13 protein-coding genes are annotated in these 16,756 nt (G+C 75.1%); 7 read left to right on the top strand and 6 right to left on the bottom strand.

All coding sequences use genetic code 11. The annotated features are described in order from the left end of the window. The first annotated feature begins 18 nt into the window (after nucleotides 1-18). A complete protein-coding gene (gene hslU / locus BCF33_RS09915; RefSeq protein WP_106160772.1) occupies nucleotides 19-1,320 on the top strand; it encodes an ATP-dependent protease ATPase subunit HslU in 1,302 nt (433 codons plus the stop codon). Between the two features lie 25 nt (nucleotides 1,321-1,345). Here hslU and BCF33_RS14480 read toward each other — a convergent pair whose 3' ends face one another. Then, nucleotides 1,346-3,208, bottom strand: coding sequence for a polysaccharide biosynthesis protein (locus BCF33_RS14480; protein WP_106160771.1), 1,863 nt, complete (start codon nucleotides 3,206-3,208; stop codon nucleotides 1,346-1,348). Between the two features lie 111 nt (nucleotides 3,209-3,319). After that, the gene (locus BCF33_RS09905) at nucleotides 3,320-4,147 is read right to left on the bottom strand and encodes a metallophosphoesterase (protein ID WP_158259402.1); all 828 of its coding nucleotides are present in this window, start codon (nucleotides 4,145-4,147) and stop codon (nucleotides 3,320-3,322) included. Between the two features lie 120 nt (nucleotides 4,148-4,267). Here BCF33_RS09905 and BCF33_RS09900 point away from each other — a divergent pair, with 120 nt between their 5' ends. From BCF33_RS09900 to BCF33_RS09875, 6 genes are all read left to right on the top strand, one after another. Then, entirely contained in the window at nucleotides 4,268-6,424 is a 2,157-nt protein-coding gene (locus BCF33_RS09900; protein ID WP_106160769.1) for a Wzz/FepE/Etk N-terminal domain-containing protein, read from the top strand. A gap of 113 nt (nucleotides 6,425-6,537) precedes the next feature. Next, a complete protein-coding gene (locus tag BCF33_RS09895; RefSeq protein ID WP_106160768.1) occupies nucleotides 6,538-7,887 on the top strand; it encodes a polysaccharide biosynthesis/export family protein in 1,350 nt (449 codons plus the stop codon). Between the two features lie 175 nt (nucleotides 7,888-8,062). After that, entirely contained in the window at nucleotides 8,063-9,034 is a 972-nt protein-coding gene (locus tag BCF33_RS09890; protein WP_106160767.1) for an ABC transporter substrate-binding protein, read from the top strand. Nucleotides 9,035-9,130: 96 nt separating this feature from the next. Then, nucleotides 9,131-10,165: an ABC transporter permease gene (locus tag BCF33_RS09885; RefSeq protein WP_106160766.1), complete on the top strand. Its 1,035-nt coding sequence runs from the start codon at nucleotides 9,131-9,133 to the stop codon at nucleotides 10,163-10,165. After that, nucleotides 10,162-11,232, top strand: a complete 1,071-nt coding sequence (locus BCF33_RS09880; RefSeq protein ID WP_245883807.1) for a quaternary amine ABC transporter ATP-binding protein — start codon at nucleotides 10,162-10,164, stop codon at nucleotides 11,230-11,232. The genes BCF33_RS09885 and BCF33_RS09880 overlap by 4 nt, the downstream gene beginning before the upstream one ends. Before the next feature lie 151 nt (nucleotides 11,233-11,383). Then, complete coding sequence (locus BCF33_RS09875) at nucleotides 11,384-13,111, top strand: DUF2793 domain-containing protein (RefSeq protein ID WP_106160765.1); 1,728 nt, start codon at nucleotides 11,384-11,386, stop codon at nucleotides 13,109-13,111. On the opposite strand, the gene BCF33_RS09870 is transcribed toward BCF33_RS09875, so the two are convergent. From BCF33_RS09870 to BCF33_RS09855, 4 genes are read right to left on the bottom strand one after another with little or no spacing between them, the layout of a single operon-like run. Continuing rightward, nucleotides 13,108-14,229, bottom strand: coding sequence for a DegT/DnrJ/EryC1/StrS family aminotransferase (locus BCF33_RS09870; protein ID WP_106160764.1), 1,122 nt, complete (start codon nucleotides 14,227-14,229; stop codon nucleotides 13,108-13,110). The two genes, BCF33_RS09875 and BCF33_RS09870, sit on opposite strands and share 4 nt — an antisense overlap. Beyond that, nucleotides 14,230-14,865: a NeuD/PglB/VioB family sugar acetyltransferase gene (locus BCF33_RS09865; RefSeq protein ID WP_106160763.1), complete on the bottom strand. Its 636-nt coding sequence runs from the start codon at nucleotides 14,863-14,865 to the stop codon at nucleotides 14,230-14,232. Next, the gene (locus BCF33_RS09860) at nucleotides 14,858-15,511 is read right to left on the bottom strand and encodes a sugar transferase (RefSeq protein ID WP_106160762.1); all 654 of its coding nucleotides are present in this window, start codon (nucleotides 15,509-15,511) and stop codon (nucleotides 14,858-14,860) included. Before BCF33_RS09860 ends, BCF33_RS09865 begins: the two co-directional genes overlap by 8 nt. Beyond that, nucleotides 15,508-16,725 (bottom strand): glycosyltransferase family 4 protein, encoded by a 1,218-nt coding sequence (locus BCF33_RS09855; RefSeq protein WP_106160761.1) that lies wholly within the window; start codon nucleotides 16,723-16,725, stop codon nucleotides 15,508-15,510. The genes BCF33_RS09860 and BCF33_RS09855 overlap by 4 nt, the downstream gene beginning before the upstream one ends. Between the last annotated feature and the right edge of the window lie 31 nt (nucleotides 16,726-16,756).

The following is a 16,756-nucleotide window of genomic DNA, read 5'->3' as shown; positions in this document are numbered from 1 at the left end:
GCCCATAGGTCGCGCCCCATGACCGACCTTACGCCCCGCGAGATCGTCTCCGAGCTCGATCGATTCATCATCGGCCAGAAGGACGCCAAGCGCGCCGTGGCCGTGGCCCTGCGCAACCGCTGGCGCCGCAAGCGCCTGCCGCGCGAGCTGCAGGACGAGGTGTACCCCAAGAACATCCTGATGATCGGCCCCACCGGCGTCGGCAAGACCGAGATCAGCAGGCGGCTGGCCAAGCTGGCCCGCGCGCCTTTCCTGAAGGTCGAGGCGACGAAGTTCACCGAGGTGGGCTATGTCGGCCGGGACGTCGAGCAGATCGTGCGCGACCTCGTGGACGCCTCCATCGCGCAGACCCGCGAGGCCATGCGCGAGGACGTCCGCGCCGCCGCCGGGGCCGCCGCGGAGGAGCGGGTGATCGAGGCCCTGGCCGGGAACGGCGCGCGCGAGCAGACGCGCGAGATGTTCCGCCGCAAGCTGCGCGCGGGCGAGCTGGACGCCACCGCGATCGAGCTGGACGTCGAGGAGGCGGGGGTGCCCGCCGGGATGATGGACATTCCCGGCCAGCCCGGCATGGGCATGATGAACCTCGGCGAGATGCTGGGCAAGATGATGCCCCGCCGGACCGTGCGCAGGAAGATGACCGTCGCGGAGAGCTACGACGTCCTCATGGGCGAGGAGGCCGACAAGCTGCTCGACGACGAGGCGGTGACGAAGGCCGCCCTCGAGGCCGTGCAGGAGGACGGGATCGTCTTCCTCGACGAGATCGACAAGGTCGCCGCCCGCGCGGAGGCGCGCGGCGGCGAGGTCTCGCGCGAGGGGGTGCAGCGCGACCTGCTGCCCCTGATCGAGGGGACGACCGTCTCGACGAAGCACGGGGCGGTGAAGACGGACCACATCCTCTTCATCGCGTCCGGCGCCTTTCACGTCGCCAAGCCCTCCGACCTCCTGCCCGAGCTGCAGGGGCGGCTGCCCATCCGCGTCGAGCTGCGCGCGCTGACCGAAGGGGACTTCGTCCGCATCCTGACCGAGACCGACAACGCCCTGACGCGCCAGTACACCGCCCTGATGGGCACCGAAGGGGTCGAGGTCGCGTTCACGGAGGACGGGATCGCCGCCCTCGCCCGCATCGCGGCGGAGGTGAACGGCGAGGTCGAGAACATCGGCGCGCGGCGCCTCTACACCGTGGTCGAGCGCGTCTTCGAGGAGCTGGGCTTCACCGCCCCCGACCGTTCGGGCGACAGCATCACCGTGGACGCCGCCTTCGTCGAGGCGAACCTCGGCGACATGGTCCGCGCGGGCGACGTGAGCCGCTACATGCTCTGACGCGCAGCGGGCCCCGGGCCGGGCCTCAGGCGGCGGCGCGCCGGGGCGCCGCGAACCCGTCGACGAGGCGCGAGAGCTCCGCCCGGAGGGCGGCGGCATCGCCGCGCCCGGCCGCCCCCTCGAGGCGCGAGAGCACGCCGGCGACGACGGGCCCGGGGGGGCAACCCTCCTGCGCGCGCAGGATCTTCGGATGCGGCGTCGCGAGGGTGTCGGCGTCGATCAGCAGCTCCTCGTGGAGCTTCTCGCCCGGGCGCAGGCCCGTCACCTCGATGGCGATGTCGCCGTCCGGCCGGTCCGCGTCGCGCACGGTCAGGCCGGACAGCTCGATCATCTGGCGGGCGAGGTCGTGGATGCGCACCGGCGCGCCCATGTCGAGGACGAACACCTCGCCCCCTTCGGCGAAGGTCCCGGCCAGCATCACGAGGCGCGCGGCCTCCGGGATGGTCATGAAGTAGCGCGTGACCCCCGGATCGGTGAGGGTGACGGGGCCGCCCTTCTCGATCTGCGCCCGGAAGAGCGGGATCACAGATCCCGACGAGCCCAGGACGTTGCCGAAGCGCACCATGGAGAAGACCGTGCCGCGCGTCCGGCGCTGGAGGTCCTGCACGGCGATCTCGGCCATGCGCTTCGTCGCGCCCATCACGTTGGGCGGGCGGACCGCCTTGTCGGTCGAGACGAGGACGAACCGCCCCACCCCCGCGCGCGCGGCGGCCTCGGCGAAGGCGCGGGTCCCGAGGGCGTTGTTCCGCACGCCGGCGGCCTCGTTCCCCTCCACGATGGGGACGTGCTTGTAGGCGGCGGCGTGCAGGACGGTCTCGACCCCGTGCGCGCGCAGCAGCCCCTCGCAGGCGCGCCCGTCGGCGACGTCGCCCAGCGCGGGCACGAGGGCGCAGCCCGCCCCGTCCGCGAGGGGCGCCAGCTCGCGCTCGATGGCGTAGAGGGCGTATTCGGACCGCTCGAGCAGCACGAGGCGGGCGGCGCCGGCGGTGATCGCCTGGCGGCACAGCTCGGACCCGATCGAGCCGCCGGCCCCGCTGACGAGGACCGACCGCCCCCTGTAGGCGGCCCGGATCGCGGGCATGTCCAGCGCGACCGCCTCGCGCCCGAGGAGGTCCTCGAGGGCGACGGGGCGCAGCGCCTCGCGCAGGGTGCCGGCGCCGACCATCTCGACATAGGAGGGAAGCGCCTCGACCGGGACGCCCAGCGCGTCGAGCCGGCCGATCAGCCGCCGGCGCGCCGCGGCGCCGAGAGAGGGGATCGCGACGATCACCCGGCGCACCGCGCCCCGTGCGACCAGCGCCCCCAGGGCGTCGGCGCCGACCACCTCGAGGCCGGAGACGACGACGCCGTGCAGCGCCGGGTTGTCGTCGACGAGCGCCACGGGCCGATACTCGTGGGAGGCCTGCAGCGCCGAGACCATCTGCACCCCCGCGGCGCCGGCGCCGTAGACGGCCACCGGCACGGAGGCGCGGGCGTGCCCCGCCAGGAGCAGCGACTGCGCAAGCAGGCGCGCGGCCGGCGCCCCGCCGAGCATCAGCGCCCCCATCACGAGGGGCACGGTCCGGGGCAGCCCGAGGCCCAGCGCCGCGTTGGCGAGCGTGGTCACGAGGGACACGCAGGCGCACCAGCCGAAGACGCGGAGCAGCGACCGGCCGCCCGAGGTCGTCACCTTGATCGAATGGATGCGCAGCGCCCACCAGAGCGCCACCCCGGCGCTGAGCGCCACGCCGAGCGCCGGAAGCCCTGCCCCCAGCACGGGCGCGGCCCAGGGGTCCGACATCCGCAGCGAGACCGCGGCCCAGTAGGAGAGGACGACGAGCGCCCCGTCGAGCAGCGCCAGAAGCGCCCCCTTGGCGTTCCGCGGCAGCGCCGCCATCTTCGCGTGCATCTTTTCCGCCGTCGCCCCCGTGGCCCTCGTCCTGGGGCCTTCCAGCGGGCCCGTCCCCTCGGGGATCAGGCTAGCGGCGCGGCGGCGCGGCGGCCAAATCACCGGATTCGGCTAGTCCGCCTTCGGAAGGCCATCATGCGGCCCCCGGGACGCCTCGGGCGCCGCGGGCCGCTCGACCGCCGGGGCCTCTCCGGGGCGCAGGCGCGCGACCGTCAGGCGCCCGGTGCGCCAGGCGCCCGTGTCGAGGCCGAGGCGACCGGGCACGATCTCGGGGGCGGCCGTCACCACGTGGCCATGCGCCACCCACAGCCCGTCGCGCCGGGGCCTGCGGAAATCCGTCCGGCCCCACAGCAGCGCCTCCTCGTCCTGCGCCTCGGGGGGGGCCAGGGGGTCGAGGCCGGCATGCGCCGCCACGAGGCCGCCGTCGCGCCAGAGCAGCGGCAGCGCGCGCAGCCACCCCTCCAGCCCCGGCTCCATGGCCGCGCGCAGCGCCTCGCGCAGGGCGCGCAGCGCCTCCGGCCCGGGCTCGGCGGCGGGGGGGCCGGGGTCCACGCCGAAGCCCTGCAGCGTCTCGCGGCCCCCGTGGCGCAGCCAGCGCCGGCCGCGCTGCACCGGCGCGTCGAGGAAGTCGAGCATCATCCGCTCGTGGTTGCCCATGAGGGCGACCCCCTCCACGCCGGGCCAGCGGCGCGGCAGGGACCGCGCGATCCGTAGCGCCCCGGCCGGGTCCGGCCCCCGGTCGATCATGTCCCCCAGGAGCACCACCGCCGCCCCTTCCGGCGGGCGCAGCGCCGCGAGCGCGCCCTCCAGGAGGTCGGCCCGCCCGTGCACGTCGCCCACGAGCCAGACCGGCCGCGTCACCGGCGCCGGGCCCGGCGGGCCGGACAGGCCGGACAGGCCGGGCCGCGCGCGGCCGAGGATGCGTCGCAGTCCGAACACGCCGGCCAGCAATAACCACCGCGCCGGTTGCCGCAACCGGGGGCCCGTGCGAATCCCCCTGCGATTCCCGGGCGCTCGACCCGCAGGCGGATCACGGGCGGACGGGGGCCGGCGCGGACGATGACACGACTCGACCCCCTGACGCCGCACCCGCAGACCCAGCCCGTCCCCGTCCCTGCGCCCGCCGGCGGCGAGGGGGCGCGGGGCGAAGTCGACCTCCTCGCCGTGCTCCGCACGCTCTGGAACGGGCGCCTCGCGATCGTGCTCGCCGCGGCGGCGTTCGTCGCGGCGGGGGCCTTCTACCTCCAGCGGGTCGCGGTGCCGGAATACGTGGCGACCTCCGTCGTCGCGCTGGAGGAAGGGGGCCGGCAGGCCCTCGACCTCGAGGGCGTCGTGCCCGGTCTCGCGGGGGACCGGCCCTCCGTGAATACCCAGATCGAGGTGATCCGCTCGCGCGGGCTGCTGGGCAAGGTCGTCGACCGGCTCGACCTCGCCGCCACCCTCGCCCGCATGGAGCGCGAGAGGGGCCCGTCCGCGCTGCGGCGGGCGCGGACGTGGATCGCCGGGGCGACCGGCCTGCCTTTCCTCGCGCCCGCGCCCGAGGAGGGGCCCGCCACGCCCGAGGAGGCGCGCCGCGAGGCGGTCGACGACCTTCTGGGGATGATCGAGGTCGCCAACCTGCGCCAGAGCCTCGTCTACACCATCTCCGCGCGCAGCCCGGACCCGGCCCTGTCCGTCGAGATCGCCAACGCGGTCGCGGACCTCTACATCCTCGAGCAGATCGAGGTGCGCTTCGAGGCCACCGCGCGCGCCACCGAATGGCTCGCCGAGCGGGTGGCGGAGCTGCAGGGCGCGATGCGGGACGCGCAGAACCGCCTGCGCGACTTCACCGCCGAGAACGAGCTGGTCACGGGGGACGGGATCGCGGCCCTGAACCGGCGGATCGCCGACCTGCGCGAGCGCCTCGCCGAGGCGCGGGCCGGCGGGCGGGACGCGGCCGCGGACGACGCCCTGCGGGCGGCCGCCGCGTCGGGGGACTGGGACGCCGTCCTGCGGGCGACGGGCGATCCGGCGATCCGGCGCCTGCTGTCCCGGCCCGCGGGCGAGGCGCGCGAGGAGGCGCTGCGCGCGCGGGCCGGTCAGCTCGCGGCCGGGGCGTCCGGCCTTCGCGCCGGCGCGCAGGCCGCGGCGCTGGCCCGGACCCTGGGCGAGCTCGAGGCGCGCCTAGCCCGGCAGACGGAGGACCTGATCCGCCAGCAGGCCGCCGAGCGCGAGGTCGAGCAGGCGACGGCCCTCTTCGAGTACTTCGAGACCCGCCTGCGCGAGACAGCCGTGCAGCAGAACCTGCAGGAGGCGGAGGCGCGCGTCCTCTCGGCCGCCGTCCCGCCCGAGGGCCCCGCCTCGCCCCGCGCGGTCCCGGTGCTGGCGGCCGCCCTGCTCCTCGGGCTTATCGGGGGGGCGGCGCTGGTGCTGGGGCGCGAGGCGGCGAGGACGGGCATCCGCAGCGGCGAGGATCTCGAGGCACTGACCGGCCTGACGGTGCTGGGCCAGATCCCCCGCGCGAAGGTCCGCGGCCGGCGCAGGATGCTGGGCTACCTCGCGCGGCGCCCCGCCTCGCGGCTGGCGGAGGCCTATCGCAACCTGCGGACGTCCGTGATGCTGTCGGACATCGACCGCCCGCCAGAGGTGATCCTCTCGACCTCCTCCGTACCGGGCGAGGGCAAGACCTCGCAGGCCATGGCGCTGGCCCAGAGCCTCGCCGGGATGGGCAAGCGGGTCCTGCTGGTCGAATGCGACCTCCGGCGACGGACCTTCGCCGAGGAGCTGGGCCTCTCGGAGGAGTTCGGCCTCGTCTCGGTCCTGACGGGGGAGGCGGCCCTCGCCGACGCGGTCCAGGGGGCGCCCGCGCTGCTGGGCGAGGTCGACGTCCTTGTGGGGGACGCCCCGGCGGCGAACCCGGTCGACGTCTTCTCGTCGCGGGCCTTCGCGAACTTCGTCGCCGCCGCGCGCGGGGCCTACGACGTCGTGGTCCTCGACGCGCCGCCGGTCCTCGTGGTGCCGGACGCGCGCGTGATCGGCACCCTGGCCGACGCGACCGTCTACTCCGTCCGGTGGGACGCGACCCCCCGCGCCGCCCTGCGCGAGGGGCTGCGCCTCCTCTCGACCGCGGGGGTGCGGGTCACGGGGCTGGTCCTGTCGCAGATCGACCTGAAGCGGCAGCGCCGCCGGGGCGAGGGCGACGGGGCCTACTACGCGGACGGCTACTACGCGAACTGACGGTGCTGCGGCCCGTTTGCGACGGCGGGCGGCCCTTCGGCCGCCCCGGCCTTGGGCGCGGGCGCCTCGGCCGGATACGAACGGGCGGGACGGCAGGAAGGCAGGGGACGGGAATGCTGCAAGCTTGGCGCGTGGCCGCGGTCGCGCTCGCCTGCGCGGTGGGGGGCTGCGGGATCGTCTACCAGTCGGCGCAGGTCCCCGCGGGGGGCGAGGGGGTGACGGTGGTGGACCTGACCGCGCCCGTGGTCGCCGCGGCCAATGCCGACCCCTACGTGCCCCGCGCCCTGCCGGCGGTGTTCTCGCAAGGCGGCGGCGCGGCGGGGGCGGCGCCCGGCGGCATCGCCCTGCCGCCCGTCACCCAGATCCGCCCCCCGCGGCGGGGCGAGCCGGCGCTGATCCCGCCGCCACCCCTGCCGGGCGGGCCCTATGTGATCGGCGTCGGGGACGTCGTCCTCCTCGCGACGGCGGCGCCCGGAACCACGGTGGAGGAGCTCTCCGGCCTCCTGGCGGCGCAGAACCGGCGGCAGGGCTACACGGTGCAGGACGACGGCGCGATCGCGATCCCGGACGTGGGGCGCGTGCGCCTCGCCGGCCTTTCCGTCGAGGAGGCCGAGGACGCCGTCTTCCGCGCGCTGGTCGCCGCCCGGATCGACCCGGCCTTCTCGCTGGAGGTGACGGGCTTCAACTCGCAGCGCGTGGCGGTCGGCGGCGCGGTCGCGGAGGCGGTGGTGGTGCCCGTCACCATCACGGACCTCACCCTGGCGGAGGCGCTCGCGCGGGCCGGCGGCGTCGAGGGGGCCGCCGAGGGCGCGGTGATCCGCATCTTCCGCGAGGGCGCGCTCTACCAGGTGCCGGTGGAGGGGTTCGGCGCGCGGCCGGCGCTGCAGGGCATCCGCCTGACGGGGGGCGACAGCGTCTTCGTGGACGCCGGATACGACGCCGAGCGCGCCCGCGCCTTCTTCGCCGAGCGGATCCAGCTCGCCAACCTGCGCACGGCGGCCCGCGCCCAGGCCCTCGACGAGCTGGAGGCTGGCCTCGCGCTGCGCCGCGCCGCCCGCGACGAGGCGCGCGGCAACTTCCGTGCCGCCGAGGCCCTGGACGGGGCCGCGCGCGACCACGTCTACCTGACGGGCGAGGTGCGGACCCCTTCGCGCTTCGCGCTGCCCTTCGGCCGGCAGGCGGTGCTGAACGACGCGCTCTTCGGGGGCGGGGGCGGCATCGCGGCGGCGACGGGCGATCCGGCGCGGATCTACGTGCTGCGCGACCGGGACGGCGACGGCAGGGTCACCGCGTTCCACCTGGACGCGCGCGACGCGACCCGGCTGGCGCTGGCCTCGCGCTTCGAGATGCGGCCGGGCGACGTGGTGTTCGTGGCCGAGCAGGCCGTCACCCGCTGGAGCCGGGTGGTCGCGCAGATCACGCCCTCGCTGATCAGCACCGGCGTCGGCCTGGCCGGCGAGTAGGCACCGGGCGCGCGCCCCCGCGGGGGCCGGCCTGCCAGGGTGCGTCGCCCCTTCCGGTTGCACATCGCGCCCGGGTCCGCCAACCTGCGGGGGCAAGCCCGGCGGGACGCTCCTGCAGGGCCTTTCGCCAAGGCGGCCGCCGACGCGCCGCTGCCGGAGACGATAGGGAACCACCATGAACACCAAGCTTCTGGCCGCCAGCGGCCTGACTTCTATGATCTTGGCGGGCGGCGCCGTCGCCCAGGATTGCGGCGAGGTCTCGATCACGGAGATGAACTGGGCCTCCTCGGCCGTGGTCACCGCCATCTCGGACTTCCTGATGACCGAAGGCTACGGCTGCACGGTCAACCGGGTGCCGTCCTCGACGAACCCCGCCCTCGCCTCCGTCGCCGAAACGGGCGAGCCCGACATCCTGACCGAGCTCTGGGTCAACGCCGCGCCGGTCTATGACCGCATGTCGGCCGAAGGCTCGCTCGTGACGCTGACCGACGTGCTCTCGGATGGCGGCGTCGAGGGGTGGTGGATCCCCAACTACCTTCTGGAGGAGCACCCGGAGCTGGCGTCCCTCGAGGGCGTGCTGGCCAACCCCGAGCTGGTCGGCGCCCGGTTCCACCAGTGCCCGGACGGCTGGGCCTGCAAGACGGTGAACGGCAACCTCGCCGAGGCCGCGGGCCTCGAGGAGAACGGCATCGAGGTCTTCGTCCACGGCTCGGGCGAGACGATGGCCACCTCCATCGCCGCGGCCTTCGAGAACGAGGAGCCCTGGTTCGGCTACTACTGGGCGCCGACGAGCGTGCTCGGGCAGTATCCGATGACCCGGGTGGACATCGGGCCCTACGACGAGGAGGCGCACGCCTGCAACGGCCTGGAGGACTGCCAGGACCCTCAGCTCTCGGCCTATCCGCAAGGCAAGGTCGTCACGGTCGTGACCGCCGACTTCGAGGAGCGCGAGCCCGAGATCGCCGACCTGATGCGCAACGTCCAGTTCACCAACGAGCAGATGAACGAGATCCTCGCCTGGCAGGAGGAGAACAACGCCTCCGCCGAGGAGGCCGCCGTCCACTACCTCACGACCTATTCGGACGTGTGGCCCGGGTGGCTGTCCGCCGACGCGCGCGCGAACCTCGCCGCGCTGATCGACGGCTGACCCGGCGCCTTCGATCCCGCCGCCGGCCCCGCCCCGGGGCCGGCGGCGCCCCCCGTTCCCTCCCATTCCCTTCATCCTCGCCCGGAGAGACCCCCGATGGCATTCTATGACCGCGCCTTCGACGCGCTCGGCCTGCGCGAATGGTGCGACGGCGGCGCCACGGGCGGGCCGATGACCATGGCCGAGCTGCTCGCCCGCTCGCGGGGGGAGGCGGCCGGGGACGCGCCCTTCTCGCTGCCCTTCCCCTCGCTCGACAACCTGCACGACGCCTGCGGCGCGATCCCCCGGACGCGCGACTTCACGGCCGCCATCGAGGACGGGTTCCTCGCGGCCAAGGACGCGATCAAGGTCGTGCTCGACCCGCTCACCCAGCCCCTGTCATGGGCGCTGGACGGCGCGCTGGAGCTGTTCACCTGGATCCCGTGGTGGATCCTGATCCCGCTGCTGGTCCTCGCCACCTGGGGGGCCTCGAAGTCCAGGGGCGTGACGCTCTTCGTGGCGCTGTCCTTCCTGTTCCTCGGCTTCGTCGACCATCTCGACGTAGCGATCCAGACGCTGGCCATCATCTTTGTGTGCACCACGCTCTGCGTGCTGCTGGGCGTGCCCGTCGGCATCGCCATGTCCAAGCGCCGCGGCCTGAGGGGATCGCTGACGCCCGTGCTGGACCTGCTGCAGACGCTGCCGACCTTCGTCTACCTCATCCCGCTGATCTTCCTCTTCTCCGTGACCGAATCGAAGCTCTACGGGATCGCGATCATCCTCTACGCCATCGTGCCGGTGATCCGCCTCACGGACCTCGGCATCCGCCTCGTCGACCCCGCCGTGACGGAGGCGGCGGACGCGTTCGGCATGACGCCGGGCCAGAAGCTGTGGAAGGTCGAGCTTCCCCTGGCGCTGCCCAACATCATGGCCGGCATCAACCAGACCATCATGATGAGCCTCGCCATGGTCGTGATCGCCTCGCTCGTCTCGGCGCCGGGCCTCGGGGTCCTCGTGCTGCGGGGCATCCGCAACCTCGAGCTGGGGGTCGGCCTTCTGGCGGGCGTCGGGATCGTGCTGCTGGCGGTGATGCTGGACCGGGCGTCCAAGGCCGCGCTGGAGCGGGTCGACCGTTCGGAGGGGAACGCATGAACGCGATGACCGAGACCGTGCCCCACGCCCGCGAGGGCGAGACGCTGATCCGGGTGAAGGGCCTCTACAAGATCTTCGGGGACGACCCCGAGGCGATGATGGGGCACGTCCGCGCCGGCATGGGCAAGGACGAGCTGCAGGAGCGGTACGGCCACGTGCTGGGCCTGCAGGACATCGACATCGACATGAAGGCCGGCGAGATCACGGTCGTCATGGGGCTGTCGGGGTCGGGCAAGTCGACCCTGATCCGGCACCTCAACCTCCTCGTCGAGCCGACGGCCGGCGTGGTCGAGGTGGACGGCACGGACGTGACCACCCTCTCCGTCGAGGAGCTGCGCCGGATGCGGCGCGAGCGCATGTCGATGGTGTTCCAGAAGTTCGCCCTGCTGCCCCACCGCACGGTGGTGCAGAACGCCGCCATGCCGCTGGAGGTGCAGGGCGTGCCCGTCGCCGAGCGCGAGGCCGAGGCGCGCCGGTGGCTCGACCGGGTGGGCCTGGGGGGCTACGCGGAGAGCTGGCCGAACCAGCTCTCGGGCGGGCAGCAGCAGCGGGTGGGGATCGCGCGGGCGCTGACCTCGAACGCCGACATCATGCTGATGGACGAGGCGTTCTCGGCCCTGGACCCGCTCATCCGCACGGACATGCAGGACCTCCTGCTGGAGCTGCAGGCCGAGCTGCACAAGACCATCGTGTTCATCACCCACGACCTCGACGAGGCGCTGAAGCTGGCCGACCATCTGGTGATCCTGAACGACGGCGCCATCGCCCAGCAGGGCGAGCCGCAGGAGATCCTGCTGAACCCGGCCGATTCCTACGTCGAGGACTTCGTGCGCGACATCAACCGCGCGCGGGTGCTGCGCGTGGCCAGCGTCATGGACCCCCACGACCCCGCCCTGGCCGTGGCCGGCACCGTCGAGGCGTCCGAGCGGCTGGAGGCGGTGATCGCGAAGGCCGGCGGCGACACGAGCCTCGCCTTCCAGGTGGAGGAGGAGGGGCGGCCCGTGGGCACGCTGCACATGCGCGACCTCGTCCGCGCGCTGGTCCCGCGCGAGCCCGAGGGGGGCTGATTCCCGCCCGGCGCGGGCCGCGCGCAGCGTTGACGGATCGTTGAGGATCGCGCGATCCCAAGGGGTTGGGGACCGTGCGCCGCGCTAACGGTTCGCGAACCCCCCTCCGGCATTCTCCTCCCCGACCGAAGAGCCGGGGAGCCCTCTCGCCATGGACCACCAGACCACGCCCAACCTCGCCCTGCCGCTGATCCAAGGCGGGCAGGCGCAAAAGCACGTCACCCATAACGAGGCGCTGCGCGTGCTCGACCTCGTCACGCATCTGGGGGTGGAGGGGGTGGCGGCCGCGCCGCCCCCCGCCGAGCCCGGCGAGAGATGGATCGTGGGCGCCGAGCCCGCCGGGCCGTGGGAGGGGCGCGCGGGCGAGGTCGCGGTGCGCGAGGACGGGGCGTGGTCCTTCCTTCGGCCGCGCGCCGGCTGGATAGCCTGGGAGCGGGGCGGCGGCCTGCGGGTCTTCGACGGCGCGGCCTGGACCGGGGCGGGCAGCGGCGAGCGGGTCGACCGGCTGGGCGTCGGGACGGAGGCGGACGGGGCGAACCGCCTCGCGGTGCGGGGCGCGGCGACGCTGCTGGCGGCCGAGGAGGGCGACCACCGCGTCGTGGTGAACAAGGACGCCCCTGGCGACACGGCGAGCGTGGTGTTCCAGACCGGCTGGAGCGGGCGGGCCGAGATCGGCGTCGCCGGAACGGACGACCTGGCGCTGAAGGTCAGCGCGGACGGCGCGGCCTGGCGCGAGGCGCTGGTCGCCGACGCCGCGACGGGCAGGGTGCGCTTTCCGGGCGGCATCGAGGCGGTGGTCCCGGCGGAGGCGGGCGGCGGGGCGCCCGTGGGCGCGCCCTACGTCGCCTCGCGGGGCGAGGGCCTCGTGACGAACGGCACGGGCCTTCTGGGGACGGCGCACAACTTCCCCGGCCTCGCCTTCGACGCGTCGCTGGCGCCGGCGGGGCTGCCGGGGGCGTTCGTGCACCGCGGCCACTCCGCCCTCGTCCTGAGCGGCGAGGCCATGCCCGTGCGGCCGGACCGCGTCTACCGGCTGGAGGCGGCGGTCCTTCAGGACGCGCTGCCGGGCGACTGGTCGGCCCATCCCCACGGCGAGCGGCATCGCCACTATGTCGGCCTCGCGGCCTACGACACGGACGGCCTACCGATCCTGGCGACCCACCACATGCGCTTCCGGCACGGCGGGGCGGACAGCCTGACGACGCTCGCCGCGCCGCTCGCGCCGGGGGACGCGTCGCTGCGCCTCGCCGACGCCGCCGGCTGGAACGAGAGCGTCGCCGCCGCCCATGCCCGCGCGATCACGGTCTTCGGCTACCGCAACGCGGGCGGCGCGCTGCAGGACGGCTACAGCCGGATCACGCGGGGCGGGATGTTCGCCCCGGGCGGCGTGGACAAGGCCGCGGGCACGGTGGCGCTGGCGGCGCCCTGGCCGGCGGAGATGGGCAACCCGGACGATCCGGCGGGCGTCTGGCCGGCGGGGACCGCGATCGCCAACGGGCGCGGGGGGTCGACCTACAAGTACGCCGCCTTCTCGGCCTTCGTGCCGCCCGAGGCGGGGCGCTGGTACCGCGGCACAGGCTTCGTCGGCGGGGTGGACCTGTCGGGCCGCAACGAGCCGGCCAACCTTCCGCCCGGCACCGCCGCCGTGCGGCTGCTGATCCTCGCCAACCACTCGAACGTGCCGGGCGGCGGCGGGGGCTGGGCCGCGACGGGGCCGGACCATGCGGTGCGCCTCGCGGGGCTCTCGCTCGCCGAGGTGGGGGGGGCGGCGATGCGCCGGCGGGCGGACGGCGCGGTGGCCTTGAAGGTCCCGGCGCCCGATTTCGACGCGGGGACCGTCCCCCTCGTGCCGGCCGCCCCGTCCGTGGAGGCGATCTAGGCCATGACTGCGAGGACGCGGGCGATCACCTCGTCCTGCTCGGCCTCGGTCATGTCCGAGCCCGAGGGCAGGCAGAGCCCGTCCGCGAAGAGCGCGGCGTCGAAGCCCGCGCCGTGATAGGGCGCGCCCGCGAAGACCGGCTGCAGGTGCATGGGCTTCCAGAGCGGGCGCGCCTCGATCCCTTCGGAGAGGAGGGCGAGGCGCACCGCCTCGCGGTCGGTGCCGGTGCGCGCGGGGTCGATCCGGCAGGCCGTCAGCCAGCGGGTCGAGAGGTGGCCGGGCGCCTCGGGCATGAAGGCGATGCCAGCGGGGGACAGCGCGTCCCGGTAGCGGGCGAAGATCGCGCGGCGCCGGGCGACGCGCGCACCCAGCACCCCCATCTGCGCGAGGCCGATGGCCGCGCAGACGTTGGAGAGGCGGTAGTTGTAGCCGATCGTCTCGTGCTCGTAATGGGGGGCGGCCTCACGCGCCTGGGTGGCGAGGAAGCGGGCCCGCGCGGCCCATTCGGCATGGCGCGTCACCAGCATCCCGCCGCCCGAGGTGGTGACGATCTTGTTGCCGTTGAACGAGAGGACGGCCGCGTCGCCCCCGGTGCCGGCGGCCCGGTCCCCGCAGCGCGCGCCGAGCGCCTCGGCGCTGTCCACCACGAGGGCGACGCCGTGGCGCGCACACAGCGCCTCGAGCGGGGGAAGGTCGACGGAGGCGCCGTAGAGGTCGGTGGGCACGACGGCCTTCGGCAGCCGGCCCCGGCGCGCGGCGCGGTCCATCTCCTCCTCGAGGAGGGGGAGGGAGAGGGTCCAGCGCGCCGGGTCGAGGTCGAAGAAGCGCGGGCTGGCCCCGAGATAGCGGACCGGGAAGACGCCCCCCGCGAAGGTCATGGAGGAGATCCAGACCTCGTCGCCGGGGCCGACGCCGGCGAGGCGCAGCGCGAGGTGCAGCGCCGCCGTTCCGGAGGAGAGGGCGACGCAGTGGACCCCGCCGCCCAGATGCGCCGCGACCGCCCCCTCGAACGCGTCGAGCTGCGGGCCGGCCGGCGCGACGAAGCCCGAGGCGAAGGCCGCCGCGACGGCGGCCTCCTCGCCACCTGACATGTGCGGACGCGAGAGCCAGATGCGCATTCAGGGCTTCCGTCGGATGGGGCGGGCGGGGCTGCCGACGACCGTGGCGCCGGGCGGCACGTCGCGGGTGACGACCGCGCCCATGCCGACCACCGCCCCCGCGCCGATGCGCAGCGGCGCGCCGGGGCGGCCCTGGCGGATCGTCGCGCCCGCGCCGAGATAGGCGCCGTCGCCGACGTGGACGTTGCCGTTGCAGCGGACCCCGGGGGCGAAGGTGACGAAGTCGCCGATGACGCAGTCGTGCTCGACGACGCTGTGGACGTTGGCATGGAAGGCCCGCCCGATGCTGATGTTCGAGGTGAGGACCACATAGGGCGAGAGGCAGGCGCCCGGGGCGATCCGGACGTCGTCCATCTCGACCACGGTGGGATGGCGCGCGCCGTGCAGCGGCACCCCGGCTGCGGCGGCCCGCTCGGCCAGGCGGCGCCGCGTGCCGGGATCGGCCACGGCGAGGCATACGGCCGCCCCCGAGGCGGCGAACCCCTGCCAGTCGAGCACGGGAAGGCCGTTGACCATCCCGCCGGCGAGCGCGTCGTCCACGAAGACGAGGCGGGCATCCCCTTCGCGCCCGCGAAGGAGGGGCATGATGCCCCGCCCGCACCCCGAAGCCCCGTACACCCCGAGAAGGTCAGCCATTCCCCTGGTTCCCCTGGTCCCCCCGGCCTCCCTGGCCCCCCTGGCCCACGCCGGGCCCGCCCGTGAAGGGGGGCATGGTCGCCTCGCCCGCGGCGGCGACGCCCTCGCGGCGCAGGACCTTCGACACGGTCGTCGCGATGATCCGCAGGTCGAGGAGGAGGGTCCGGTTCTCCACGTACCAGAGGTCCAGCTCGAACTTCTCCTCCCAGGCGATGGCGTTGCGGCCGTTGACCTGCGCCCAGCCGGTCAGGCCGGGCCGGACCTCGTGCCGGCGGGCCTGGCGCGGGGTGTAGAGGGGGAGGTACTCCGGCAGGAGGGGGCGGGGCCCGACGAGGCTCATGTCGCCGAGGAGGACGTTCCACAGCTCGGGCAGCTCGTCGAGCGAGGAGGCGCGCAGCCGGGCGCCGAAGGGGGTCAGCCGCTCGGCGTCCGTGCCGGGGCCGCCCCGCATGGTGCGGAACTTGCGCATCTCGAAGGGGCGGCCGCCGAGCCCGGGCCGGACCTGCCGGAAGAGGACGGGCGCGCCCATCTCGCGCCGCACCCGCCAGGCGAGGACCGCGAGCAGCGGCGCGAGCAGCGTCAGCCCGACGAGCGCCCCGGCCACGTCGAGCGCGCGCTTGGCCGCAGCGGCGCCGCGCCCGGTCACGACGCCTCCTCCACCGCGCGCTCGAGCGTGCCGATCACCCGGCGGGCGACCGCGTCGCGCCCGAACTCGCCCTGCGCCAGCGCCTCCGCCGCCCGCGAGGCGGCCGCGAGCCTTCCCTCGTCGGCCAGGAGGCCGGCCAGCGCCCGGGCCGCCGCGTCCGGGTCGCCGGGGGCGAGCGCGAGGCCGAGGCCGTGCTCGGCGACGAGGTCGGCCTGCCAGCCGCCGTAGTTGATCGCCACCGGCGTGCCGGAGGCGAGGGCGTCGAAGAACTTGTTGGCCGAGTTGTGCCGCATCTCCGGCAGGTCGACGAAGAGCGAGGTCGAGACCCGCGCCGCGCGGAACGCGTCCACCAGCGCGGTCTTGGGCATGGCGGGGTACTGGAAGTAGTTGCGCCCGAGGACCCCGAGGCGCCCGGCCTCGGCACGGACCGCGTCCGCGCGGGCGCCGCCGCCGATGGCCACGAAGCGGACGTCAGGGCGGATCCCCGCCATCGCGGCCGCGAGGCGGGCGAGGTACTCGACCCCGTTGATGCGGCCGAACGTGCCGGCGTAGAGGACGATCGGCCCCTCCCCCAGCTCGGGGCGGGCGGCGCGGAAGCGCGCGGCGCCCGCCGGGTCGGGCGCGAAGAGGTCCGTGTCGCAGCTGTTGGGCGCGACCGTCACCCGCCCTTCGGGATAGCCCGCCGCGACCACGCCCCGCGCCATGCCGGGCGACAGGGCCAGCACCCGCGCCGAGTTGCGGTAGGCGTACCGCTCGAGCCGGCGGGCGAGGTGGATGCTGACCGGATCGCGCAGGATCCCCATCGCCACGGGCAGCGCCGGCCAGAGGTCCCGCACCTCGAGGACGTGCGGCACCCCGAGGCGGCGCGCGGCGCGCACCCCCGGCACCGCGATGGTGAGCGGCGTGCTCGTCGAGAGGACGACGTCGCCGCCGATCCCGGTCGCCCGCGCCCGCGCGAGGCGGGCGAAGCGGGCGAAGGCGCGCAGGCGGGCGAGGGGGCCCATCGCGTTGCGGTAGGGGACGGGCAGCCAGTGGACTTGGATGCCGTCGACCTCCTCCTGCCACCAGCCCCGGCGGTCCGTCCCCTCGCGCCAGGAGGTGACGACGTGCACCTCGTGGCCGGCGGCGACCATGCGGCGCGCCATCTCGTAGGAGCGGGTGCCCCCCGCCATCCGCGGCGTGGCGAAGTACTGGTGGAGGTAGAGCACCTTCATGCCCCGGCCCCCCGCCGGCGGGGGCGCCGGC

Source organism: Hasllibacter halocynthiae (assembly GCF_003003095.1).
Lineage (GTDB): Bacteria > Pseudomonadota > Alphaproteobacteria > Rhodobacterales > Rhodobacteraceae > Hasllibacter > Hasllibacter halocynthiae.
This window is presented reverse-complemented; position numbering and strand designations above follow the sequence as displayed.

Coding starts and splice junctions, on each gene's coding strand:
- hslU (WP_106160772.1), top strand. CDS start 19: ATGACCGACCTTACGCCCCGCGAGATCGTCTCCGAGCTCGATCGATTC.
- BCF33_RS14480 (WP_106160771.1), bottom strand. CDS start 3,208: ATGCACGCGAAGATGGCGGCGCTGCCGCGGAACGCCAAGGGGGCGCTT.
- BCF33_RS09900 (WP_106160769.1), top strand. CDS start 4,268: ATGACACGACTCGACCCCCTGACGCCGCACCCGCAGACCCAGCCCGTC.
- BCF33_RS09895 (WP_106160768.1), top strand. CDS start 6,538: ATGCTGCAAGCTTGGCGCGTGGCCGCGGTCGCGCTCGCCTGCGCGGTG.
- BCF33_RS09890 (WP_106160767.1), top strand. CDS start 8,063: ATGAACACCAAGCTTCTGGCCGCCAGCGGCCTGACTTCTATGATCTTG.
- BCF33_RS09885 (WP_106160766.1), top strand. CDS start 9,131: ATGGCATTCTATGACCGCGCCTTCGACGCGCTCGGCCTGCGCGAATGG.
- BCF33_RS09880 (WP_245883807.1), top strand. CDS start 10,162: ATGAACGCGATGACCGAGACCGTGCCCCACGCCCGCGAGGGCGAGACG.
- BCF33_RS09875 (WP_106160765.1), top strand. CDS start 11,384: ATGGACCACCAGACCACGCCCAACCTCGCCCTGCCGCTGATCCAAGGC.
- BCF33_RS09870 (WP_106160764.1), bottom strand. CDS start 14,229: ATGCGCATCTGGCTCTCGCGTCCGCACATGTCAGGTGGCGAGGAGGCC.
- BCF33_RS09865 (WP_106160763.1), bottom strand. CDS start 14,865: ATGGCTGACCTTCTCGGGGTGTACGGGGCTTCGGGGTGCGGGCGGGGC.
- BCF33_RS09855 (WP_106160761.1), bottom strand. CDS start 16,725: ATGAAGGTGCTCTACCTCCACCAGTACTTCGCCACGCCGCGGATGGCG.